Genomic DNA, 22,944 nt, shown 5'->3' with positions numbered 1-22,944 from the left:
GCCCTGGCCGCCCACGCGCGCGTCGGTGTCACCGTCCCCCACGCGCGCGTGGTCGTCGTCCGCGCGGCCCTCTCCAGGGAGGCCGCGTTCGGAAGGGCTCTCCGCGCCGCCCGCCTCCACGGCGTCGCATGCGCCCGCCGCATCGGGAGCGCCCCCTGCCGAGGCGTTCACAGGGACGTCCAGGGGGGCGCCTTCAGGGGCATGTGCAGGGACGTCGGTTGAGCGTTCGTCGTCCATGGTGACGCCGTCCTCCCGCTGATCGACGTGCTCCGTGTGGTCCTGGTCAGTGACGGCAGTCACCGGTCACCTCTCCTTCAGCAGTACGGACAGCGCGGCGATGAGTTCGGCCTGGGGGTCCGGATGGATCTCCAGGGCGTCGAGGGGGGCGAGCCGGCGCTCGCGTTCGTTGTGCATCACCCGGTCCAGGTGCTCGGCGAGCAGGCGCCCGGCCCGGTCGCGCAGCCGCAGCGCCCCGTGCGCCCCGATCCGCTCGGCGAGCCCCTCCCCCGCGTTCCGCGCCCGGCGGGCGCCCAGCAGCGCGGTGGCGACGAGGGCGGTGACGACCTCGGCATCGGGGACGACGCTGCGGTCGTGGACGCTCACCTCGTCCTCGGCGTACTCCTCCAGCTCCCGCCGCCATCGCCGTACGGCCAGCCCGATGCGGTGCTCGACACTCGTCGGCCTCGGGTCACGGTTCGCTAGTTCGGGGGCCGCGGCGGCCGGTTCGCGCCGCCAGGCGTCGTCGACGCGCTCGTCGGCGGCGGTGACGGCGCACAGCAGGAGGGTGCTCAGGCTGTCCACCAGCGAGTCGAGGAGCTCCCCGGCGGAGCAGTCGAGCGGGAAGGCACGCCAGCGCTTCAGGGCGTCCCCGGCGAGTACGGCGCCGGCCTGCAGCCGGGCCCGCACGCGCGCGTACTCGCTGTCGTACGCGCTGTCCACGGCGGCGGTGAGCCGCAGCGCGGCCGCGTACTGGGCGGCGGCGGCACTGGCGAGCTCGGGCATGCGGGCCTTGAGGGAGTCGAGAAGCCCGTATGCCGTACGGGCCACGACGTGCTCCCGGGCCGCCGGATCCTGGGCCTGCTGGACGAGCCAGGTGCGCAGCGCCGCCACCGCGCTGGCCGGCAGCAGGCCGCCGCCCCAGGCCGACTCGGGCAGCTCGGGCACGGTGAAGCGGGGTACCTCGCCGAGGCCGGCCTTGGTGAGGAGCGCCCCGTACTGCCGCGACACCTCGGACACGACCTGATGGGGAACCCTGTCGAGAACGGTCACCAGGGTGGCGTCGTACTCCTTGGCGGTGCGCAGCAGGTGCCACGGGACGGCGTCGGCGTACCGCGCGGCCGTGGTGACCATGACCCAGATGTCGGCCGCGCAGATCAGCTCCGCGGCGAGGGCGCGGTTGTCGGCGAGCAGGGAGTCGATGTCGGGCGCGTCGAGGAGGGCGAGCCCGGCCGGCAGCGTGTCGGCGGTCTCGACGCGCAGCACGCGCGCGCCGTCGTCGCCGGGCAGCATCAGTTCCTCCGCCGGATCGTGCTCGGGCTTCCACACGCGTGTGAGGTCGGGCAGTACGCGCATCCCGCTGAACCAGTGATGGTCCTCCGGATGGCAGACGAGCACCGGGTTTCGCGTCGTCGGCCGCAGCACGCCCGCCTCGGTCACGCGTCTGCCCACGAGCGAGTTGACGAGCGTCGATTTCCCGGCCCCGGTGGATCCTCCCACCACGGCCAGCAAGGGCGCTTCGGGCTCTCTCAGGCGGGGCACCAAATAGTCGTCGAGCTGCGCGAGGAGTTCGTCGCGGTTGGCACGCGCGCGTGGGGCCCCCGCCAGGGGCAGCGGGAAGCGTGCGGCAGCGACACGGTCGCGCAGAGCGGAAAGTGCGTCGAGCAGCTGAGGCCGTACGTCCAAGGTCACCACATGCGAAGAATGCCCAATTTTAGGGGAATTCTGAAGCATATGAGCATGTCTGCGCGCCGACGGGACAGAAGGGATGGAAGGGGCGACTGGGACACAGGCACAGTCCAGGCATAACGAGTGCACAACACCCGGGGCCCAGGAGGCCAAAAGCGGTGCACGATTCGTACCTGCCTGCGATTATCAGGACCGCTTCACCGAACCTCCACATCGAGCCACGGAGGCGAAGCAACTGGGACATGGACGCGGGAGCCCTATCCTTGTCCCCGGCATCGTCACGGATCAGCCCACACCCCGGGCACCACGACCGAGGCCACCACAACCGGCCCCCGTAGCTCAGTGGATAGAGCAGGCGCCTTCTAAGCGCTTGGCCGCAGGTTCGAGTCCTGCCGGGGGCGCCCAGTCTCCGCCCTCCTCCTCGGGAGGGCGTTCCAGCCCCCGTGGCCAGTAACCGCCCCTGCCCTCCAGGCCACCGCAATCACAGGTCGGTCCCCCCACTCACCTCCAGATACTGCCCCGTGACCCACCGGGACTCGTCAGAGGCGACGAACGCCACCACGTCCGCCACGTCGGAGGGCGTGCCGATCCGGTCGAAGACCGACCGCGCGGCTAGGGCGGCCCGGGCCTCGGGTGTCGTCCTGCGTCGGGCGTTCATGTCCGTCTCGATGAAACCCGGCGCGACCGTGTTGACCGTGATGCCGCGACCGCCGAGTTCCTTCGCCAGACACAAGGTCATCGTGTCCAGCGCGCCCTTGGACATGGCGTACGCGACGGACTCGGGAAAGGCTCGCCGGGAGGCGAGTGAGGAGATGTTGATGATGCGCCCGCCGTCACGCATCCGCGGCAGCGCGCCCTGCACCAGGAAGAACGGCGCCTTGGCATTGACGGCGATCATGCGGTCGAAGACCTCGGGAACCGCCTGACCCACCGGCCCCGAACCGCTCACCCCCGCGTTGTTCACCAGGATGTCGAGCGAGCCCGCGACACCGGCACCCGCATCGCTTCCCTCAACTCCCGCAACTCCCTCAGCTCCATGCACTTCCTCCCCTCTCTCCCCTCCCTCCCCTCGCTCCGCCCGCAACCCAGCGTCGAACGCCGCGAAGACCGCGTCAGCGTCGCCCGGCACCCCGAGCTCCGCCTCGACCAGGAAGGCGCGCCCGCCCTTCTCACGTATCTCCGCCACGACCTCCTGGGCGGCGGCCGCGCTGTGGCCGTAATGGACGCCGACGAGCGCCCCGTCGTGGCCGAGCCGCCCGGCGATGGCTCTGCCGATTCCCCGGCCGGCCCCGGTGACCAGTGCGATCTTGCCCGTCAGTGTGCGTTGGGTATCCACGAAGACCTTGTGTATCAAAGGAGGGGATCGGGAATCAGGAATCAGCAACGAGCGACCAGCAACCAGCAATCAACAACCAAGGGAAGGAAGGGTGCCCGTCAGCCGCCCATGAACTGCCGGTACCACCCCGCGTGTTCGGCCAGACTGGCCCTGAACCCCGCCCCGGGATCGACCCCCACCCCGCCCCAGAACCCGCCGTCCGCGAACCAGTGGTCCACGGCGAGCATGCCGAGGTGGTGCAGTGCGCGCGGCTGCCCGGCGAGACGGGTCCGGGCCTCGTCGATGGTCGAGGGTGCGCCCGGCAACCGTAGGCCGAGCGCGTCGGCCAGCGTGTCCAGGAGTTCCGAACAGTCCACCGGCTCGGGGTGGTTGACGTGATGTGCGCCCGCGAGGTCCCGGTCCGACAGTCCGGCGGCGGCCACCGCGCGCCCCAACGCCCGTACGTCGACCACGGAGTGCCGGGCGGTGCAGCCCTTCAGGCCCGCTGACAGCAGCTTCAGCAGTCCGGCCAGCCCGGGCACCACCCATCGGTCGCCGGTCCCGAGCACGAGGTGCGGACGCAGCACGACCCCGCCGGCTTCCAGCACATGCCGCTCGGCGGCGGCGCGGGAACGGCTGGTGGGCGAGACCGGGGCGAGCGGCAACTCGCCGGGGAGCGCGGCGGTGAAGGGTCCCCGACCGTATACGGCGGCCGTGCTCACGTAGACGACACGAGACGCACCGGCGCGCGTCGCCTCCTCGACGAGGGCTCGGGTGCCGTGGTCGTTGACGGTCTCGGTGCGGTGCTCGTCGTCGCTGATGTGGGAGGCGCAGTGCAGTACGACGTCGATGCCGTCGCAGATGCCGCGCAGGGACGCCGGGTCGGCGAGGTCCGCGCGTACGACGTCCGCCACCGGGGCTCCGGCGCCCGTTGGCAGCTTGCCGGGGTCGCGCAGCAGGAGCCGTATGCGGGACGGCGTCACGTCCCGCGTCTCCCCGAGGGCCGCGACGACATGGCCTCCGATGAAGCCGCCGGCACCGGTGACGAGGATGCGTGGTGACAAGGTGAGTTCCTCCCGGTCGGGGACGATGACAGGTGCACCTGGGTCAATACGCGGTGACCGTCACGGTACTGCGGCAGGCCTCACGCCCGTCCTGCCGCCCCGCTTCCGTACAGTCGTTCCACCTGGCCATGGAAAGGAACCACCGTGCGGCTGCGCTGTGCTGTGCTCGACGACTTCCAGAACGTGGCGACCGAGGTCGCCGACTTCTCGCCCCTCGCGGACGACGTGGAGGTCGTCCCCTTCACGACCCACTTCCCCGACGAGGACACCCTCGCCGCGGCCCTCGCCGACTTCGACATCGTCGTCACACTGCGGGAACGCGTCCCCTTCCCCGCCTCCCTGCTCGCCCGTCTCCCCCGGCTGAAGCTGCTGATCGCCTCCGGCATGCGCAACTCGGTCATCGACTACGCCGCCGCCGAGGCGCACGGCGTCACCGTCTGCGGTACGGCCAGTTCCTCGACCCCGCCCGTCGAACTCACCTGGGCCCTGCTGCTCGGCCTCGCCCGCGGCATCGTCCAGGAGAGCAACGCCCTGCGCTCCGGCGGCCCTTGGCAGAGCACGGTCGGCGCCGACCTGCACGGGCGCCGCCTCGGACTGCTCGGTCTGGGCAAGATCGGCAGCCGGGTGGCGCGGGTCGGCCTCGCCTTCGGTATGCACGTCAGTGCCTGGAGCCAGAACCTCACCAAGGAATACGCCGACGAGGTGGGCGTCCATCTGGCCGCGTCCAAGGAGGAGTTGCTCGCCGAAAGCGACTTCGTCTCCGTCCACCTGGCCCTGAGCGACCGCACCCGAGGCCTGCTCGGCGCGCCCGAACTCGCCCTCCTCAAGCCGACGGCGTACCTGATCAACACCTCGCGCGCGGCGATCGTCGACCAGGACGCCCTGCTCACCGCCCTGCACGAGGGCCGCATCGCCGGCGCCGGCGTCGACGTCTTCGACGTGGAGCCCCTCCCCGCCGATCACCCGATGCGCACGGCCCCCCGTCTGCTCGCCACACCGCACCTGGGCTATGTCTCGCAGGCCAACTACGCGACGTACTACGGCCAGGCGGTCGAGGACATCCAGGCGTACCTGGCGGGTTCACCGGTACGACGGCTGCCCTGAAGCCTGCGATCCGGCGCGGGTGCGGCCGGCGCCCCGGCGGCGGTCAGGCGATGTCGGCGTCCCCGGCCCGCGCCGCCTCGACGGGCCGCCGGTAGATCCCCTCGCTCCGGCGCAGATGGTGCAGGTCCACCAGGTAGCGCCGGAGCGTCACATGGTCGATGTCGTCGCTGTCCTCGCACCAGACGCGCAGCTTGTCGTTGACGGTCCGCTCCGGGTACTCGATGCCCGGTTCGAAGGTCTGCTCGGCGATGTGGCGCAGCACCAGCTTCTTGCGGGTCCACCGCGCGGGCAGCCGGACCAGCCGCCCGTCCCGGACGAAGGTCCGCAGGACGAGGTCGGCCGGGTCGTCCCCGGAGGCGGTGCCCTGGGCGGCCGCGGCGTCGGTCTCCCGCCGCGCCGCCTCCCGCGCGTACTCCTTGAACAGGCCGTAGGCCACGCCCAGTTCCCCGTCGTCCCCCGCCGTCACCACGCCCTGCTCGCGCAGCCGAAGCAGCGCCGTGGCCGTCTCCTTCGGGGACAGCCCCGCCGCCCGGGCGACCTGCTCGCTGTTCTCCGCGCCCAGCGCCACGGCGGCGAAGGCACGCACCCGGCTCTCCTCGGCGAACAGCCGGACGAGTTGTTGCGTCGGATCGGTAGCCATGCCCCGAGGTTAGGGGAGGCCGACCGCGAGGTTCAGCGATTTTTCGGCGGGCGAGAGGCGGCGGGACGGGCGGGGGCGGGTCTCAGGCGTACCGGTAGATCGTGGACATGTCCTCCAGCTCGTCCGGGGTCACGTCCCACGGCGGCAGCCGCTCGTGCCGGGCGATGATCCGGCCGTACTGCCGGCTGCCCCGGCCGGGCGGCTTCGCCGGCAGGTAGCGGTGTTTGCGGTGGCGCCGCTGCCAGCGTTGCCACTGCATGTCCATGAAGGCGTGGACCAGCCAGAAGACGGGGTCGTTGACGGACGCGCCGCCGAGCATGACTCCCCCGACCCAGCGATGCACCCGGTTGTGGTTGCGCCAGACGACCCTGCCGGTGCCCCACCCCTCCATCTTGTTGCGGAAGCCCTTGGTGACCGTCGAGTCCCACGGGGCGACGTCGTAGACGGGGTCCTTCAGCGCCCAGTTCAGATCGTCCCGGGTGGGCAGGTCGATCGGGTCGCGCGGGCGGCCCAGGTTCCGGGTGAGGAACTCGACGTTGGTGATGCTCTCGGTGATGGTCCAGTTGCCCGTCCGGTAGGCGAACGGCCCGGTCATCACCTGCCGGTCCACGGGCCGCCCGGTGCCGCCGAGCAGATCGTCGGTCCACGGCACCGAGGTGATGGAACGGTCCCGGGTCCAGTCCCAGTACGGCACTGTCACCGAGGGGTCGACACGCTGCAGGGCGCTCTCCAGGTCCAGCACGAACCGGCGGTGCCAGGGCAGGAAGGAGGGCGCCATGTGGGCGGCGCGCAGACCTCGGTCGCCGTCGCCGACGAAGTACTCGATGTGCAGCCGTACGAACTCGTCGTACTCACCACTGCGTTTGAGTTCGAGCAGCGCCTCGACGAATCGCCGCCTCTCGGTGCGGGTCAGCTTGCTGACGTTCTTACGCACGTACACCATGCTCCGCCTCCATGTGCAGATGCCCGCCGTGGAACGGTCCGGGAGCCAGGTCGAGCAGCCGTCGGCGGGGCCCGAGCTCGTCGACGGCCGCGCGGGTCGCCTCCAGCGGGGTCCGGTACCAGCTGTAGTGGTCGACCATGCTCAGCCAGGTGCCGTCGGCGCGGCGCATCAGGTGCAGCGGGCGGCCGTCCACGGTGACGCGCCATTCGGCGCCGAGGGCGCTCAGGCCCTCGAGGGGAAGCGGGGCGCCCTGGATACGGCGGCCGCGGTAGGTCTCGTCGAAGGGGATGTCGGACTCCCGCTGCCCCTCCACGGACCGCGAGGGCCGGGAGGCGGCGAGCACCGGCGTGAGCGCCACCGCGGCGGAGGCGAGCAGCATCCGCGCCGCCTCCCGCCGTGTCCGCCGCTCCGGCTCACTCCCCGCCGGGACGCCCGCCTCCTGTACCGCACCCACCGACACTCCGTCTGCGCTGACGGCCATCGCTCACTCCTCGTACGGTTCGGCTGTTCGTACGAGTAACCGTCCAGGACACCGCGCGGTCACCGCCGGAAGCCCATACGGCGGTGTCACCCGGTCGGCCTCAACTCGTCCAGAAGTCCCACCAACGGGTCAGGATCAGCATCCCGACGATCCCGATGTGCAGCAGCGGAAGCACCCAGGTGAACTCCGCGAGGAAGGCCTTCACCGGGCCCGGCGCGGGCAGGAAGGAGTTCCGCACGAGGAAGGAGGTGACGTACCAGAACAGCGGGATCGTCGCGAGCCAGGCCAGGCAGCACCACAGGCACAGCGCGTTGATCCGGTACAGGGACTCGAACTGCAGCCAGGAGACGAACCCGATCCCGAAGAGGCATCCGGCTCCGAAGGTCAGCCAGTACCAGCGCGGGAAGGCGGCCCCGGCCAGCAGGCTCACGCCGACGCAGATCACGATGGCGTAGGCCGCCAGGCCCAGCATCGGGTTGGGGAAGCCGAAGGCCTCGGCCTGGTCGCTCTCCATCACGCTGCCGCAGGACAGCACCGGGTTCAGGCTGCAGCCCGGGACGAAGTCCGGGTCTTCGAGGAGCTTGAACTTGTCGAGGGTGATGACCCAGGAGGCCAGCAGCCCGGCCGCCCCGGTGAGCACCAGCAGCAGGGCGAACGCCCGGCCGCCGCCCACGGCCTGCCGCGTGCCCGGCGTTGGGGTCACCACCGCCCGGCCTCGCGGTGGACGCGGAGGTAGTCGACGCCGAAGGTGATCGGTGCCGGGCCGCAGGGCGCCGGGTGGTACCGGCCGGCGCACACCGACAGGTTCAGGATCAGGTACGCCGACCAGTCGGCGCCGACGCCGGTGCCGTCGGCGAAGACACACGCGCCATTGACGTACCACTCGACGGAACACGCGCCGTAGCGGGTGCCGATGGTCACCCACCTGTCCGGGGCGATCGCGTCCGCGTCGGTGTAGTACGTCGAACCGCGGTGGACGTGGTTGGACAGCTCCAGCAGGTGTGGATTGTCCGGGTGGTACTCGAAGGAGTCGACCTCGTTCTCGCCGTCCTTCCAGGTCCACAGCGCCGGCCAGGCTCCGGCCCGGGAGGGCAGTCGGACGCGGGTCTCGACGTAGTCGCCGGTCCGCACCCGGAACCCCTCGTCGGAGTACTCGGTGGTGAGCAGGCCGGTGTGCCAGGCCTGCCGGCCGTTCTCCAGGGTGTGGCCGGACGGTGTGGCGGTGAAGGTCGCCGTACCGCCCGAGACGGTCACGCAGCCGGGAGTGAGCCAGTCGAGCTTGTTGTCGTCCGGGTTGTGATCGCGGTAGCGGTAGGCGCTCGACCGGTCGCCGACCCATTTGGCGCCCCAGGCGATCGGGGCGCTGAACTCCTCCGACCAGATGGGCGACCTGTCGGCGGTCGCGGCCGAGACGGACTTGACGCTGTCGGTGGTCATGGCGGCGAGGGTAATTCCTCTTTCGGATCGAGCAGGCGATCGACCGAGCCGGACGCACCATATGATCAATCGATTCGTGGACCAGATGCCAATCCCTCCGAATGCCTCTGTGCATTCCATTCTTCACCCCTGCGATTTTCACGCGTATGGAGCAACGCGTCGCTTTTGCAGCGGCCTTGGACTGCTATGTTCTCCAACCGTTGGATCAGAGGTACTTTCAAGCGAGGTGAATCATGAAGAAGGCAGTTTTCACCACTGCTGCGTTGGCGATCGGGGCGGGTCTTGTGGGTGGCTCCGCCGCTGCGGCGTCGGCCGCCGGGGGATCGGGAATCTCCACCAGTCCGCTCGGCGGGCTCATGTCCCCGACCAAGGTGAGCCCGGCGGTTCTGCCCGCGGCCGATGCCGTGACGCGACTGGCCCGCGAAGGCGGTGTTGCGAAGGGCAGCGCGTTCGACAAGAACAAGTCGGGTGGAATGTCGGGCATTTACCTGGACGGAATGGACCCGACTGCCGCCAAGAAGCCCACGATTCCGGTGAAGAACCCGGCCGGGAGCGGCACGGTCCAGGTGCGCCCGCTGCAGGCGCCGACCGCCGCGGGGCTCGGCACCTTGCTCCCGAAGAAGTGAAGCCCTTGGTCCCGCCCGTTCGCGGGACAGAGCTGGGCCCGGAATTCTGAGACTCTGATCCGGTTCTCGGGAGCCGGAGACCGACAGCAGGCCCAGACGCTGGATCCGGACCCGCAGTTCCCCTCCGCACACGGCGGGCCCGCAGGCCCGCGCCCCCGCGAACCATCTGTCCGGCCCACCGGCCCTCCCCCTGCCGGTGGGCCGGACGCATGTCGGCCCGCACTCGGGCCGGCTCCATTCGGCCCAACTCACCGGAATTTTCCCGGAACACCACGCGGATTCCGCCTCGGTTCCGCCGTCCCGGGCCTTCATGGGAATGAGCGTAAAGCGGAACGCCGGCGGGGCTGCCGCGTTGCGCCATCCGAAGGAATCTGGCCACGTTTGAATGTTCCCGCCGTGACTTATGCATGCATATACGGGTTTCCTTTTCGTAAGCGTGCGCAACCGTGAATTCAGGAAGGAACCGAGTTGCCCAAGAAGTTCGCGGTCATCACGGCCCTCGCCCTCAGCACCGTCGTCGGAACTGCCGGCCTTGCCTCTGCTGGTGAATACGACGGCAACGGCAAGACCACCACCGTCAAGGGCGGTGGCGGATTCTCGACTGCCCCCGTCGTCGTGAACGCCCCCCAGCAGGGCGTTCTCATCGTCAACGGCACCGTCGTCGACGGTCGCTGCCTCGCCCCGTGGTCCAACGGAGCCGTTCTCGGCGGCGTCGTCCCACCGAACTCGCACTACGCCGCCTGCAACACGGCCGAGGTCAACCAGGCGCAGAACGCCCCGTACGCGGGCGGCCTGCTGTTCTGATCTCTGCTGTTCGCAGCACCTGAATCACCCCAACGCAGCCCGAAAGGCGCAACTCATGCGTAAGAAGGTTACGGCCATCTCCGCGCTCGCGGCAGGCATCGCCCTCGCGACCGGCGGCACCGCCGCGGCCGACGCCGACACCACCACCGTCAAGGGCGGTAGCGGCTTCTCGACGTCCCCGGTCGTCGTGAACGAGCCCCAGCAGGGCGCCGTCATCGTGAACGGTACGGCCGTCGACCTCCGCTGTGCCGTGCCGTGGTCCAACGGAGCCGTTCTCGGCGGCGTCGTCGCCCCGAACTCGCACTACGCCTCCTGCAACACGGCCAAGATCGACCAGTCGCAGAACGCCCTGTACAAGGGCGGCCTGCTGTTCTGACTCCTGCTCCGAGCAATTCGGAGCAGGTAAATCCCGAACGCAGCCCGGAAAGGCTCAACTTATGCGTAAGAAGGTTACGGCCATCTCCGCCATCGCCGCGGGCATCGTCCTCGCGACCGGCGGCACCGCCGCGGCCGACGGTGACACCACCACCGTCAAGGGCGGTAGCGGCTTCTCGACGTCTCCGGTCGTCGTGAACGAACCCCAGCAGGGGATCGCCGTCGTCAACGGCGCCCTCCTCGACGCTCGCTGCCTCGCCCCGTGGTCCAACGGAGCCGTTCTCGGTGGCGTCGCTGCTCCGAACTCGCACTACGCGGCCTGCAACACGGCCAAGGTCGACCAGGCGCAGAACGCCCCGTACGTGGGCGGCCTGCTGTTCTGAGCAGTGGCTCCAGCCGATGGCGGCCCGCCGGAATCCCGGCCGGCCGCCATCGGCTTTTGTGTGCGGAGATTTTTCGGTACCGATCCGTACCAAGCTCGTGGGCCCTGTCCGCATCGGTGTGCGGACAGGGCCCGGATGAGGGAGCGCCAACAAGGAGGAATGAGCGCCCATTCGACAGGAACAACGAAGCTGGGCCATCCGTGGTCACCCTGATTCCTTCGTTTGGCCCAATGCGCAAGCACAATGCGGCAAGCTCGACTGCAAGCCCGATACGGCAAGCTCGATACGGCAAAGAGCGAGGGCAATTGCCGAACATGACGAAGGGCCGGCTCCGGAGATGCGGAGCCGGCCCGGAACGTCGAGCCGATGGGCGACGAAGTCGAGGAAACGAATCGCCTACCTGATCGCCTACCTGATCGGAAGTCCGCCGAGCAGCTGGCCGTCGACGGGGTTCGGCAGGGTGCCGCCGAAGACGGGGGTCTTCACCACGGACGACTTCTTCACGCCCTGCTTCACGCCGTCCGCCGTGCGCTTCACGTTGTTGCCCACGTAGCCCGTCGGCAGCTTGGCGGCGTTGGGCAGGCTGCGGGCGACCGTCTTCCCGTTGTCGACGAGGCCCGACGCCGGCATGTCCACCGCGGCGGCGGGGCCGGCGACTCCGGCGACAGCGAGGGAGCCGGCGACGACGGCAGCGGCCTTCAGGTTCTTCATCATGTTCCTTTCGTGGGGACTCGACTTCCGTAACTCGCGTCCACTGGAAGGGATTTCGCGCCTCGGGCGTCGCGAGTGACTCGGTCTCGGTTCTCCTGGGCTAACGAGAGGGGATCCCGGTAGAAACTCTGCTGCCGACAAGTGTGATCACCAGCCGGTCACCCCGAACGGCCCACGGCCCCCAAACGGGTGGTCCCGTGCGAGAAACCACTCAGAAAACGCGACCATTCCGACGCCGTTGACCGGTTGGCAGATAAATATGGATAAGTGGCTGGTGTGCTAGTCCCATGACTCCAGGAAGCCGAACGCGAGCCACACATCGTGTTGCTGGTTCGGACTCTTTTCTTCGGAAGGGCAGCCTCGCTCATGCGCAGTTCCGTGCCGCACATTCTGCATGTCGCCCAGCCCGTGGAGGGCGGAGTCGCGCGGGTCGTGACGGACCTGGCGACGGCGCAGCTCGCCGAAGGGCTGCGCGTGACGGTCGCCTGTCCTGAGGGCGGCACGCTCGCGGACACCCTGCGCGGGCCGGACTGCACGGTGCTCCGCTGGGACGCCACCCGTTCACCGGGGTACCGGCTTCCGGGCGAGGTGCGGCTGTTGGCGCGGCTGGTGGACGAGGTGCAGCCGGACCTGGTGCACGCGCACAGCGCGAAGGCCGGGCTCGCCGCCCGGCTCGCGGTGCGCGGCCGCCTTCCCACCGTCTTCCAGCCGCACGCCTGGTCGTTCGAGGCCGCGAACGGTGTCGTGGCACACCTGGCGCGCGGCTGGGAGCGGCTCGGGGCGCGGTGGGCGACGCGCGTGCTGTGTGTGAGCGAGGCCGAGCGGCGTACCGGGGAGCGGCGCGGGATCACCGCCGCGTGGCGGGTGGTCCCCAACGGTGTGGACACCCAAAGGTTCCGGCCGGACGGAGCCAGAGCACGGTCCGGGACGAGGCCGCTCGTGGTGTGCGTGGGCCGGCTGTGCCGCCAGAAGGGGCAGGACGTCCTGCTGGCGGCCTGGCCCGAAGTGGCGCGGCAGGTGACCGGCGCCCGGCTGGTGCTGGTCGGCGACGGCCCGGACGCGGACCGGCTGCGCTCGGGGGCGCCCGCGTCGGTGGAGTTCGCCGGTGCGACGTCCGACGCCGCTCCCTGGTACCGGGCCGCCGACGTGGTGGTCCTGCCGTCCCGCTGGGAGGGCATGGCGCTCGCCCCGCTGGAGGCCATGGCGTGCGGTCGGCCGGTCGTCGTCACGGATGTGGCCGGGGCGCGCGAGAGCCTTCCGCCCGGCCGTCCGCCGTCCTGCCTGGTGCCGCCGGAGAACCCCGGCGCGCTGGCCCGGGCACTTACGGCGCTGCTGGGGGACGAACCGCTGCGCACGGCGCTGGGCGCACGGGGCCGGGCCCATGTGCTCGCCGCCCACGACCTGCGGCGCGTCACGGACGCGGTGACCGACGTGTACCGCGAGTTGCTCGGCTTCGCCACCACGCCGGTCGTCACCGACGGGGGCAGGAAGTGCATCACCCCATGACCGCGGACAGCACCGTTGCCTCGCCCGCGGGGCAGCAGCCGGCGCCCGAGGGCGCCGGCTCCGTTCTTGGCCCGCGCGGCCACGCCGCCGGACGCCGGGCGCCCGCCGACCGGGGTGCCCGGCGTTCGCGGCGGGTCTCCGGGGTGCTCCTGGGGCTCGTCGACGGCGGCGCCGCCCTGCTGGGCGCCCTGGTCGTGCCCGCGCCGCACAGGTATCCGCTGGTCTTCGCGCTGCTGGCCCTCGGTGTGATCGTTCTGAACCGGCGGGCCTCGTTGTACGACACCTCGGTCGTCCCCGGTGTGTTCGACGAACTCCCGGCCGTCTGCGGCCGGATCGCCGTCGGCTGGGCGGCCGTGGTGACGCTGTCGCCGCTGCGGTTGCTCCCGCTGACCGTGCTGGTCACCGCGGTCGCCGTGCACTGTGCGGCGGGCTGCGCGGGCCGCGCGGCGGTGCACGGCGGTCGGCGCCGGGCACTGCGGCGCCGGCCCTGTCCCGCCCTGGTGGTCGGGCCGGTCACGCCGGCCCGGCGGGTCGCGGCCGCGTTGTTGCGCCGACCGGACTGCGGGGTGCGGCCGGTGGGGGTCGTGGCCGACGACCCGGAAGTCCTCGGTGACATGGGCGACGAGCCCGGTCTGCCGGTACTCACCACGGTGCAGGACGCGCGTCGGGCGCTCGTCCAGAACGGTGTGGAGACGGTGCTCGTCGTGGGCGCCGCGACCCGGGTGGAGAAGGCCGCTGTGCTGCGGGGGCTGGCCGCGTACGGGTGTGTGCTGTGGGAGCTGGACACCGACTCGCCCTGGTACGGACTCGGCGGGGGCGGCCAGGGGGCGGGGCATCTGGCCGGTTTCTCGCGGCGGTTGCTGTGGCCGAGGCGCGGACGGCGGCGCGGCCGGCTGGGCAAGCGGGTGCTGGACGTGGTCCTCTCGGGCTCGCTGCTGGTGCTGGCCGGCCCGGTGCTGCTGGTGTGCGGGGTCGTGCTGCGGGTCCTGGACGGGCCGGGCGTGGTGTTCCGGCAGGAGCGGATCGGCAAGGACGGGCGGCCGTTCACGATGCTGAAGCTGCGCACCCACCGGCCGGCCAGCGCGCACGAGGCGGCCACCCGCTGGAGCGTGGCGAACGAGCAGGACATGAGCCGCTTCTGCCACTTCCTGCGCCGGACCTCGCTGGACGAGCTGCTGCAGCTGTGGAACGTCTTCCGCGGTGACATGAGCCTGGTCGGCCCGAGGCCCGAACGGCCCTATTACGTCGCCAAGTTCAGCCAGGTCCATCCGGGCTACCCGGCCCGTCACCGGATGCGGACCGGGATGACCGGGCTCGCCCAGATCCACGGGCTGCGCGGCGACACCTCGATCGAGGACCGGTGCCGCTACGACAACGCCTACATCGACAACTGGTCGCTGTGGCAGGACGTCTGCATCCTGCTGCGCACGGCGGCACAGTTCGTACGGCCGACGGGGAGCTGAGCGCCGGTGAGCACTCCCCCGACGGCCTCTCCCCCGCTCGCACCGCCGCTGCCGGCGCCGGCGTCGTCGCCGGCGCGGCGGGCCGGATCCGTCCTGTCCGTCCTGCCGGTCATGGCGGTCGTCGTCCTGCTGGGGCTGCCGGTCGCACCGGAGAGCACCGTCACCCCCGCCGACGCGGCCTCGGGGCTGCTCGTGCTGTGGGCCGTCGTGGACACCGTACGGCGGGCGCGGCGCCCGCTGACACGGACGGCGGCCGTCGTGCTGGGGCTGCCCGTGGTGGGGGTCGCGGTCGCCGCGGCCGGGGCCTTGACCACCGGGGACGCGATCGAGGGGCTGGGCCGCTATCTGCAGGTGTTCGTGCTCGTCCCGGTCGCGGTGGTGCTGCTGGTGCGCGACCGGCGGGGCGCGCGGCTGGTGCTGTGGTCCCTGGTCGGTCTCGCGCTGTGGCAGGGCGCGGTCGGGGTGCGCCAGTACCTCACCGGGACCGGGGCCCTGTACCAGGGGGCGGACATCCGGGCGGTGGGCACCTTCGGGCCGTCCGATGTGATGGGGATGGCGAGCGTCGTCGCGTGCGGGGTGGTGGCCGCGACCGGTCTCGCCCTCGGGACGCGGGCGCGGCGGCAGCAGGTCGTGGCGGCCGGCTGTGCGCTGGTGCTGCTCGTGCCGCTCGCGGTGTCCTTCAGCCGGGGCGCCTGGATCGCCACGGCGGTCGCCTGCGGGGTGCAGCTGGTGCTGGCCGGGGTGCGGCTGGCGGTGAAGGTGTTCGCGACGGCGGTCGCGGCCTCGGTGGTGCTGGTCGGAGGGCTCGGCGTGGGCGCCGCGGCGTTGCAGGAGCGGCTGACCAGCATCACGCAGGTCGCCGAGGCGCCGGACCAGTCGGTCGTCGACCGGTACACCATGTGGGCGGCGGCGGCCGACATGTGGCGCGGGCACCCGGTGACGGGCGTGGGGCTGAAGGCCTTCCCCGCGCACCGGGACGGCCATGCCTCGCTGGCGCTGTCGTCGGGCAGCGACACTCAGGGAGCGGGCCAGGCCTTCCGGCGCCAGCCCCTGCTGTCGCCGCACAACATGTACCTGCTGCTGCTCAGCGAGCAGGGCCTGCTGGGGCCGCTCACGGTGGCGGGCAGCTGGCTGGCCCTGCTGGTGTGCGCACTGCGGCGGCTGCGGCGGAGCGGACGCGTGGTCCGGGACTGCGCCCTCCCGGCGTGCGGGCTACTGGTGTGGCAGCTCGTCAACTTCCTGTACGCCGACATCGGCGGGCCCTCCACCGTCCTCACGGCGATCTGCTTCGGCCTCGCCGCCTGGTGGGCCCTGGCACGCGACGCGGCGAAAGCACCGGCCGCGGAAGCGGACCCGCGATGAGCCTCCGCCCGGCGGCGACCGGCGACGCTCCCGGCATGGACGCCCCGCCCCTCGACGGAGGCAGGGGCGACACGGCAGGGCCTCGCGCCGGGGCGGCCCCCTCGGGGCGCTTTCTCGCCAGGGCGACCCTGTTGTCCGCCGCGCTGTCGATGCTCGGGGCGCTGCTGGGGCTGGGGCGGGATCAGGCGCTGGCGCATCTCTTCGGGGCCGGGGCGGACACCGACGCGTTCCTGGTCGCCTGGACGTTGCCGGAGATGGCGTCGACGCTGCTGATCGAGGACGGCATGGCGTTCGTGCTCGTGCCGGCGTTCAGCGTGGCGCTGGCGCGGCGGGCGGGCGGGATCGGCGCCCCCGACCCCGTGCAGGCCCTGGTCGCCGCCACGCTGCCGCGGCTGTGCCTCGCCCTCGCCGGCGCGGCCGCCCTGCTCGCGGCCGGGGCGCCGCTGCTGGTGTCCGTCCTCGCGCCCGGGCTGCCCGACCCGACCCTGGCCGTCGCCTGCACCCGGCTGACCGCGACCTGCGTGCTGAGTTTCGGGCTGGCCGGGTACTGCAGCGCGGCCCTGCGGGCGCACCGCAGCTATTTCGCGCCGGGCTCGATCTACATCGCGTACAACGCCGCGATCATCGCCACGATGGTCGTGCTGGCCGCCCGCTGGGGCGTGCGGTCCGCCGCTCTCGGGGTGGCGCTCGGCGGGTGCCTCATGGCCGCCGTACAGGCGCCGTCGCTGTGGCGGCGGATCGCCGGGCGGCCCGGCCGGTCCGTGTCCGGAGCGCCGTACGACGGGGCCGGGGGCCGGCCGCTCGCGGTCGGTCTCGTCTGCGCGGTCCTGCTCTTCGCCCTGTGCCGGCAGTCGCAGGTCCTCATCGAGCGCTACTTCGCGTCCGGGCTGCCCGCAGGTGCCATCTCGCACCTCAACTACGCCCAGAAGGTCGCCCAGTTGCCGATGTCGCTGTCGCTGATGGTGTGCGTCGTCACCTTCCCGGTGGTGGCGCGGGCCCTCGCCGACGGCGACACGCGGCGGGCCAGGGACCGGGTCGAGCGGGACCTGGTGCTGACGGCCTGTCTGGTCCTGCTCGGCGCCGCCGTGGTCGTGGCCTGCGCGCCGCAGATCGTCCAACTCCTCTTCCAGCGCGGCGCGTTCACCGCCCAGGACACGGCCGCGACCGCCGCCGTCATGCGGGTGTACGCGGTCGGGCTGCTCGGGCACACGCTGGTGGGGGCGCTCGTCCAGTCGTACTTCTCGGCCGGCCGCACCACCTGGTACCCGCTGGGCGCGATGGGCGCGGGTACGCTCGCCACCGTCGTCCTCAGTGTCTGGGCCGTGGGGCCCTGGGGGGCGCGCGGCATCGCCGGGGCCAACGCGGTCGGCATCACCCTCACCGCGCTGCTCCTGCTGCACGGCCTGGGCCCGCGCACCGTGCCCGTGCGTGTCCGCCGGGTCGTCGCCGGACTGGCCGGACCGGTGTACGCGGCCGTGTGCGCCACCGGAGCCGGGCTGGTCTGCGCGGGGCTGTTCGCCTCGCCGGTGGCGGCCGTCGCCGTCTGCGGCATCTGCGTGAGCGCGGTCTTCCTGCTGCTGACCTGGCTCCTCGACACGGCCGACGCCCGGTCCCTGCTCCTCTCCGTCGCACGTTCCGTCGCGCATTCGTTCCGTCGTACCGTCACACGAAAGCCTCGCCATGGTCGCTGACATCTCCGCCGCGCCACGCGCGGACGAGCCCGCTCCCCCACCGATCGCGGGGAGGCCCCCCAAGCGGCGCCCCGCCCCCTGGATCGCCATGTACCACTCCGTCTCGGACTGCCGGGACGACCCGTACAACGTCACCGTCACACCCGCGCGCCTGGAGCGGCAGCTCGGCTGGATGGCCCGCCGCGGCCTGCGCGGGGTGAGCGTGCGGGAGCTGCTCGCGGCGCGTGCCCGTGGCGCCGAGGGCGGGCTGGTGGGGCTCACCTTCGACGACGGGTACACCGACTTCGTCACCGCCGCGCTGCCCGTGCTGCTCCGCCGCGGGTTCACGGCGACCGTGTTCGTGCTGCCCGGCCGGCTCGGCGGCGCGAACGCGTGGGAGCCGACCGGCCCGCGCAAGCCGCTGCTCGACGCGGACGGCATCCGCCGAGCCGTGGCCGCGGGCATGGAGGTCGCCTCGCACGGCCTGACCCACCTCGATCTCACCGAGGCCACCGACCAGGTCCTGCACACCGAGGTCACCGACAGCCGGCACCGGCTCGCCGGGATCACCGGCGAGGACATCGAGGGCTTCTGCTACCCGTACGGCCGTCTCGACGCGCGTGCCGCCGACGCCGTACGCCGGGCCGGTTACCGCTACGCCTGCGCGATCGCCCCCGGCCCGGCCGGCTCCGGCGACTTCGCGCTGCCCCGCATCCACGTCGGGGAGGCGGACACCTCGGTGCGGCTGGAGCTGAAGCGGCGCCTGGCCCGGTGCTACGGCCGTGCCCTGGAGGCCGTGTGAGGGCCCTGCACATCATCACCGGCCTCGGCGTGGGCGGGGCGGAACAGCAGCTGCGGCTGCTGCTGCGGCATCTGCCCGCCGAGTGCGACGTGGTGGCGCTGACCAACCCCGGCCCGGTCGCCGCGGGCCTGGCCGCCGACGGCGTCCACGTCACCCACCTCGGGATGGACGGCAACCGCGACCTGCGCGCACTGCCGCGCCTGGCCCGGCTGATCCGCGCCGGCGGCTACGACCTCGTCCACACCCACCTGTACCGGGCCTGCCTCTACGGCCGGATCGCGGCGCGGCTCGCGGGAGTTCGGCCCGTGGTGGCCACCGAGCACTCCATCGGCGCCACCCGGCTGGAGGGCCGGCCGCTGACCGGGGGCGTCCGCGCGCTGTACCTGGCCGGCGAGCGCCTCGGCCGCGCCACGGTCGCCGTCTCGCCGACGGTGGCGCAGCGGCTGCGGCACTGGGGTGTGCCCGGACCGCGCATCCGGGTCATCCCGAACGGCATCGACGCGCCCCGGTTCCGCTTCGACGAGGCGCGCCGCCGGGAGGCACGGGCGTTCTACGGGCTGCCGCAGGACGCGTACGTCGTCGGGGGTGTGGGGCGCCTCGCCTCCGTCAAGCGCTTCGACCTGCTCGTGCGGACACTCCCCCAACTCCCCGGTGACGTACGGCTGTTGCTGGTCGGCGACGGGCCCGCCCAGTGGCCGCTGCGGCGCATCGCCCTGGGGCTGGGGGTGGCGGACCGCCTGGTGCTGACCGGCGAACGGCCGTATCTGCCCGAACCCGGTGACGACGCGCCCGACCTGGTCGCCCTGCTGTCCGCGATGGACGTGCTCGCCTCGCCGTCGCCGGAGGAGTCCTTCGGCCTGGCCGTGGTGGAGGCGCTGGCGGCCGGGCTCCCCGCGCTGTACGCGAGCTGCCCCGCCGTCGAGGACCTGCCGCCGGACGCGGCACCCGGTGCCCGGCGCGTCCCGGGCGACGCCGGGGCGTACGCGCGGGAACTGCTGCGGCTGCGGGCGGCGGGACCGGGCGAGCGGACCGCCCCGGACGTCGTGGGCCGCTACGACATCGCGTGCACCGCCCGGCAGCTGATGGATCTGTACACGGACGCTCTGTCCGGCTCGACACTGTCCGGCTCGACCCTGGAAGCGAGTTCCTGATGACCGACAACCCCGATCGGCGTGCCCCGCTGTCCGACCGTGCGGGCACCCGTGTGAAGCGGCGGCCCGCGTGGTGGCTGCTGCCCGCCGGCGCGCTGCTCGGTGCCGTGGCCGGCGGAGCGTACGGCCAGCTGAGGCCGCCGCAGTACACGGCGACCAGCTCCGTCGTCGCGGTGTCGACCGGCGAGACCGACGCCGACTGCACCGACGCGCTCGGCTTCGCCCAGGCGTACGGCCGGGTGGCCCCGCAGCTCGCGGTGCTCGGGGACGCCCAGATGTGGGCGGGCGTGCCGGTCTCGACGCTGCGCGAGAGCGTGCAGGTCGCGACGTCGCCGGACGCGCCGATGGTCGCGGTCTCGGCGACCTCGTCGAAGCCCGCCCAGGCCGTCGACATGGCCAACGCCGTGTCCCGCGCGCTGGTGACGCAGGCGGACCACACCAAGGCCGACACCGGCATCAAGCTGGAGCGCCTCGCCCGTGCCCTCAAGCCCACCGAGCCGTCGTCCGCGTCACCGGCGCTGACCTCGCTCGTCGGCGCGTGCGCCGGTGGTCTGCTGGGCGGCCTCGCGCTGCTGGCCCGGCCGCGGCGGCCCGCCGAGGACGACGACCGGGGCGTGGCATCCGTACCCGGCCCGGCCAACGCCGCCGACGCCCGCGGGACGCTTGGATGACCGCGGCCGGCCGCGCGCTGTCGGTCGAGGTGTGCACCGAGGAGCGCGCCTTCGCGGAGCTGGCCGGGGAGTGGGACCGCCTGTACCGGGCGTGCCCGTCGGCGACACCCTTCCAGAGCCATGCCTGGCTGCACTCGTGGTGGCTGTCGTACGGCCACCCCGGCAGGCTGCGGCTCGTCCTGGTGCGCAGGAGCGGTGAACTGGTGGCGGCGGCACCGCTGATGCGGGTGCACCATCCGCTGCCGGCACTGGTGCCGGTCGGCGGTGCCATCACCGACTTCTGCGACGTGCTCATCGACGCGGCGGCGGCCCTCCAGGGCGCCGGGGCACTGGCGGACGCCCTGGCCGACATGGCGCGCACCGCCCTGGTCGACTTCCGCGAGGTGCGGCCGGGCGGCGCGATGGAGCGGGTGTACCTGTGCTGGCGCGGCCCGCGTCACCGGGTGCGCGACTCCGTGTGCCTGGAGCTGCCGGCCGTTCCCATGGGCGAGTTGGTCGAGCGGCTGTCGTCGCGGCACGCCCAGCGGGTCCGCAACAAGGTGAACCGGCTCGCCCGGCTCGGCGTCGACTGGCACGAGGTGAGCCCCGACGAGGCCGGGGACGCGCTGCGCCGGCTCCTCGCCCTGCACCGGCTGCAATGGCAGGGCAGAGGGATGTCGCCGGAGCACGCCCGGCCGCGGTTCCTGGAGCACCTGGTCCGCTCGGTGGTCCCCATGGCCCGCTCCGGCGAGGCGGCGGTGACGGAGTTCCTGCTCGACGGGGAGGTGGTGGCGGTCAATCTGAACGTGGTGTCGGGACGGCTGGCGGGCACGTACCTGTACGGCTTTCACCCGCGGTTGCGGGAGGAGCGGAAGGTGGACGTGACGGCGATGCTGCTGCACGCGTCCACCGAGCGCCTGGCGTCCGGCGGCGGGCCCCGGGTGCTGAGCCTGCTGCGCGGCGACGAACCGTACAAGTACCGCTGGCACCCCGAGGCGGTCCCCAACCAGCGTTTCCTGCTGGCCCGGCGCCGCACCGCCCCGCTGCTGGCGGCCGCGGCCGGCGAGGCGGCCGCGCGCCACCGGGCCAAGCAGGTCCTGCGCCCGAACGCCGGTCCGGCCGGTCGCCGTTAGCGCTCCGCCGGCTCCAGGCAGACGGTGAGTCCGCCGCGGACCTGCTGTCCGGACCACTCCTCGAGGTCCAGCGGTGTGCAGTAGGGCAGCTTGGAGGGCATCGGTGTGGGCGTCGTCGGATCGGTCGGGGCGGAGGCCGGCTGTTCCGGTACCGGTACCGGCCGCGGTTGCGGTCCCGGTTCCGGCTGGGGTTCCGGCTGCGGGAGGAAAGGGCTGGACAGCAGCAGGCGGTACAGGGCGGAGGCGCGGGGATTGTCGGGGCACAGCCAGACGCCGTGCGGGCAGTAGTCGGTGATCGTGTTGTACAGCGGTTTGTGCTCGTCCATCCACGCGAGCATGCGCAGCATCCACGTGATGTTGTCGCCGTTGCGGAACAGGCCCCATTCCGGATACGAGATCGGCTTGCCGTGCGCCCGCGCGAAGTCCACGTGGTGCTGGAGGCCGTACGGTTCGGAGACCTGATCGTCGAAGCTGAGGCCGCGCGGCTGGTCGTAGGCGTCCATGCCGACGATGTCGACGAAGTCGTCGCCGGGATAGCACTCGGTCCAGGCAATGGCGTCCCTGCCCCGGCTCGGGGCGAAGTCGAACCTGAAGTCCTGTCCGGGGACCGAGCGCATGGCGGTGACGATGCGTCTCCAGTACCGCTTCCAGCTCTCCGGGTCGGGGGCGCAGCGGTGGGTGTAGGTGACGCCGTTCATCTCCCAGCCGAGCACGATGACCGTGTCCTCGGCCCCCAGGTCGACCAGCCGCTCGGCCAGCACCTCGAAGTGGTCGTCGAACTCGCCGTCCGCCGCGCGTCGCAGCAGCTGCCTGACCTCCGCGTCGGGGACGTTCTCCTCGTTGCGTTCCATCATCGGGACGTTGAGCACGAGCATCCGGTCGGCCTTGTCCTGCCGCCACCTGGCCCAGCTGTCGAGGAAGCCGTGTCCGCCCTCGATGTTGCGCCACAGGTCCCCCGGCAGATACGTGTGCCCGACGCGCGGTTCGTGGCCGCCCAGCCAGCGGCCGAGTTCCTTCATGCGCTCCAGTCCGGCGGGCCCGTAGTGGAGGTAGGCGCCGAACGCGGGCAGGCGCGCGATCCTCTCCTCAGGGGAGTGCTCGGCGGGCGTCGCCGCATGCGTCGCGGGCGCGGGGGGCGGCGGGTCGGGGTGGGACGCGGCCCCGGCGGGGAAGGCGGGGCCCGGAACGAGCACCGCCGACATGGCCATCGCGGCGGTGATGAACGCCAGCCGCCTGACGGCGGACCGGCGGTGTTCAGGGGCCATGCGTCCTCCCTCGGGCGGCTCCTCCTTCATTTCTTCGGCGATGCATGGGCATATATACGCTTATTGCACCGATTGAGTGCGGCGGCTCGGCAGGGATCGCCCGTAAGAGTGACCCGGACCGGGCGGGGGCGCTGAGGGTGCCTCAGGCGCGGTC

General features: G+C 72.2%; 23 protein-coding genes and 1 tRNA gene. 14 read left to right on the top strand and 10 right to left on the bottom strand.

Annotated features, from left to right (window positions below; all coding sequences use genetic code 11):
- Nucleotides 1-303: 303 nt before the first annotated feature.
- A complete protein-coding gene (locus ACIREI_RS08360; RefSeq protein WP_403328883.1) occupies nucleotides 304-1,911 on the bottom strand; it encodes a dynamin family protein in 1,608 nt (535 codons plus the stop codon).
- 322 nt (nucleotides 1,912-2,233) lie between these two features.
- Between ACIREI_RS08360 and ACIREI_RS08355 the strand changes: the two genes are divergently transcribed.
- Nucleotides 2,234-2,306: transfer RNA gene (locus ACIREI_RS08355), tRNA-Arg, on the top strand.
- Nucleotides 2,307-2,386: 80 nt separating this feature from the next.
- On the opposite strand, the gene ACIREI_RS08350 is transcribed toward ACIREI_RS08355, so the two are convergent.
- Together ACIREI_RS08350 and ACIREI_RS08345 are read right to left on the bottom strand one after the other, a co-directional pair.
- The gene (locus tag ACIREI_RS08350) at nucleotides 2,387-3,241 is read right to left on the bottom strand and encodes an SDR family oxidoreductase (protein WP_403328880.1); all 855 of its coding nucleotides are present in this window, start codon (nucleotides 3,239-3,241) and stop codon (nucleotides 2,387-2,389) included.
- 98 nt (nucleotides 3,242-3,339) lie between these two features.
- Complete coding sequence (locus ACIREI_RS08345; RefSeq protein ID WP_403328877.1) at nucleotides 3,340-4,284, bottom strand: NAD-dependent epimerase/dehydratase family protein; 945 nt, start codon at nucleotides 4,282-4,284, stop codon at nucleotides 3,340-3,342.
- Nucleotides 4,285-4,428: 144 nt separating this feature from the next.
- Here ACIREI_RS08345 and ACIREI_RS08340 point away from each other — a divergent pair, with 144 nt between their 5' ends.
- Entirely contained in the window at nucleotides 4,429-5,388 is a 960-nt protein-coding gene (locus ACIREI_RS08340) for a D-2-hydroxyacid dehydrogenase family protein (protein ID WP_403328874.1), read from the top strand.
- A gap of 43 nt (nucleotides 5,389-5,431) precedes the next feature.
- On the opposite strand, the gene ACIREI_RS08335 is transcribed toward ACIREI_RS08340, so the two are convergent.
- The 5 genes from ACIREI_RS08335 to ACIREI_RS08315 all read right to left on the bottom strand — a co-directional run bounded on the left by ACIREI_RS08335 (nucleotide 5,432) and on the right by ACIREI_RS08315 (nucleotide 8,889).
- A complete protein-coding gene (locus tag ACIREI_RS08335) occupies nucleotides 5,432-6,028 on the bottom strand; it encodes a DUF2087 domain-containing protein (protein WP_403328871.1) in 597 nt (198 codons plus the stop codon).
- Nucleotides 6,029-6,110: 82 nt separating this feature from the next.
- A complete protein-coding gene (locus ACIREI_RS08330) occupies nucleotides 6,111-6,971 on the bottom strand; it encodes a tyrosinase family protein (RefSeq protein WP_403328868.1) in 861 nt (286 codons plus the stop codon).
- Nucleotides 6,955-7,452: a tyrosinase cofactor gene (locus ACIREI_RS08325; protein ID WP_403328866.1), complete on the bottom strand. Its 498-nt coding sequence runs from the start codon at nucleotides 7,450-7,452 to the stop codon at nucleotides 6,955-6,957. Before ACIREI_RS08325 ends, ACIREI_RS08330 begins: the two co-directional genes overlap by 17 nt.
- 100 nt (nucleotides 7,453-7,552) lie before the next feature.
- Nucleotides 7,553-8,155 carry a vitamin K epoxide reductase family protein gene (locus ACIREI_RS08320; RefSeq protein WP_403328863.1) on the bottom strand — a complete coding sequence of 201 codons (603 nt, stop codon included), beginning with the start codon at nucleotides 8,153-8,155 and terminating at the stop codon, nucleotides 7,553-7,555.
- Nucleotides 8,152-8,889: a beta-glucanase gene (locus tag ACIREI_RS08315; RefSeq protein WP_403328861.1), complete on the bottom strand. Its 738-nt coding sequence runs from the start codon at nucleotides 8,887-8,889 to the stop codon at nucleotides 8,152-8,154. The genes ACIREI_RS08320 and ACIREI_RS08315 overlap by 4 nt, the downstream gene beginning before the upstream one ends.
- Before the next feature lie 233 nt (nucleotides 8,890-9,122).
- Here ACIREI_RS08315 and ACIREI_RS08310 point away from each other — a divergent pair, with 233 nt between their 5' ends.
- The 4 genes from ACIREI_RS08310 to ACIREI_RS08295 all read left to right on the top strand — a co-directional run bounded on the left by ACIREI_RS08310 (nucleotide 9,123) and on the right by ACIREI_RS08295 (nucleotide 11,077).
- Nucleotides 9,123-9,515, top strand: coding sequence for a hypothetical protein (locus tag ACIREI_RS08310; RefSeq protein ID WP_403328858.1), 393 nt, complete (start codon nucleotides 9,123-9,125; stop codon nucleotides 9,513-9,515).
- Nucleotides 9,516-9,983: 468 nt separating this feature from the next.
- Nucleotides 9,984-10,319 carry a hypothetical protein gene (locus ACIREI_RS08305; protein ID WP_403328855.1) on the top strand — a complete coding sequence of 112 codons (336 nt, stop codon included), beginning with the start codon at nucleotides 9,984-9,986 and terminating at the stop codon, nucleotides 10,317-10,319.
- Nucleotides 10,320-10,374: 55 nt separating this feature from the next.
- Entirely contained in the window at nucleotides 10,375-10,695 is a 321-nt protein-coding gene (locus ACIREI_RS08300) for a hypothetical protein (protein WP_062714412.1), read from the top strand.
- 61 nt (nucleotides 10,696-10,756) lie between these two features.
- Nucleotides 10,757-11,077, top strand: a complete 321-nt coding sequence (locus ACIREI_RS08295; protein ID WP_062714413.1) for a hypothetical protein — start codon at nucleotides 10,757-10,759, stop codon at nucleotides 11,075-11,077.
- A 408-nt stretch (nucleotides 11,078-11,485) separates the two neighbouring features.
- Here the strand turns inward: ACIREI_RS08295 and ACIREI_RS08290 are convergent, their stop codons facing one another.
- Complete coding sequence (locus tag ACIREI_RS08290) at nucleotides 11,486-11,788, bottom strand: hypothetical protein (RefSeq protein ID WP_062714421.1); 303 nt, start codon at nucleotides 11,786-11,788, stop codon at nucleotides 11,486-11,488.
- A gap of 366 nt (nucleotides 11,789-12,154) precedes the next feature.
- Here ACIREI_RS08290 and ACIREI_RS08285 point away from each other — a divergent pair, with 366 nt between their 5' ends.
- The 8 genes from ACIREI_RS08285 to ACIREI_RS08250 are packed head-to-tail and all read left to right on the top strand — an operon-like array spanning nucleotide 12,155 to nucleotide 21,525.
- Entirely contained in the window at nucleotides 12,155-13,294 is a 1,140-nt protein-coding gene (locus ACIREI_RS08285; RefSeq protein ID WP_403328851.1) for a glycosyltransferase, read from the top strand.
- Nucleotides 13,291-14,757 (top strand): exopolysaccharide biosynthesis polyprenyl glycosylphosphotransferase, encoded by a 1,467-nt coding sequence (locus tag ACIREI_RS08280; protein ID WP_403328848.1) that lies wholly within the window; start codon nucleotides 13,291-13,293, stop codon nucleotides 14,755-14,757. Before ACIREI_RS08285 ends, ACIREI_RS08280 begins: the two co-directional genes overlap by 4 nt.
- A 6-nt stretch (nucleotides 14,758-14,763) precedes the next feature.
- Nucleotides 14,764-16,119: an O-antigen ligase family protein gene (locus ACIREI_RS08275; protein ID WP_403328845.1), complete on the top strand. Its 1,356-nt coding sequence runs from the start codon at nucleotides 14,764-14,766 to the stop codon at nucleotides 16,117-16,119.
- On the top strand, nucleotides 16,116-17,810 hold the full coding sequence (murJ, locus tag ACIREI_RS08270; protein WP_403328842.1) for a murein biosynthesis integral membrane protein MurJ: 1,695 nt from the start codon (nucleotides 16,116-16,118) through the stop codon (nucleotides 17,808-17,810). Before ACIREI_RS08275 ends, murJ begins: the two co-directional genes overlap by 4 nt.
- Complete coding sequence (locus ACIREI_RS08265; RefSeq protein WP_403328839.1) at nucleotides 17,800-18,591, top strand: polysaccharide deacetylase family protein; 792 nt, start codon at nucleotides 17,800-17,802, stop codon at nucleotides 18,589-18,591. Before murJ ends, ACIREI_RS08265 begins: the two co-directional genes overlap by 11 nt.
- Entirely contained in the window at nucleotides 18,588-19,742 is a 1,155-nt protein-coding gene (locus ACIREI_RS08260; RefSeq protein WP_403328836.1) for a glycosyltransferase, read from the top strand. The genes ACIREI_RS08265 and ACIREI_RS08260 overlap by 4 nt, the downstream gene beginning before the upstream one ends.
- A complete protein-coding gene (locus ACIREI_RS08255; protein WP_403328833.1) occupies nucleotides 19,742-20,413 on the top strand; it encodes a lipopolysaccharide biosynthesis protein in 672 nt (223 codons plus the stop codon). The genes ACIREI_RS08260 and ACIREI_RS08255 overlap by 1 nt, the downstream gene beginning before the upstream one ends.
- Nucleotides 20,410-21,525 (top strand): GNAT family N-acetyltransferase, encoded by a 1,116-nt coding sequence (locus tag ACIREI_RS08250; RefSeq protein WP_403328830.1) that lies wholly within the window; start codon nucleotides 20,410-20,412, stop codon nucleotides 21,523-21,525. Before ACIREI_RS08255 ends, ACIREI_RS08250 begins: the two co-directional genes overlap by 4 nt.
- Here ACIREI_RS08250 and ACIREI_RS08245 read toward each other — a convergent pair.
- On the bottom strand, nucleotides 21,522-22,790 hold the full coding sequence (locus ACIREI_RS08245; RefSeq protein WP_403328827.1) for a glycoside hydrolase family 26 protein: 1,269 nt from the start codon (nucleotides 22,788-22,790) through the stop codon (nucleotides 21,522-21,524). The two genes, ACIREI_RS08250 and ACIREI_RS08245, sit on opposite strands and share 4 nt — an antisense overlap.
- Nucleotides 22,791-22,944 lie beyond the last annotated feature (154 nt).

Source organism: Streptomyces sp. NPDC093591, assembly GCF_044764885.1.
GTDB lineage: Bacteria > Actinomycetota > Actinomycetes > Streptomycetales > Streptomycetaceae > Streptomyces.
This window is presented reverse-complemented; position numbering and strand designations above follow the sequence as displayed.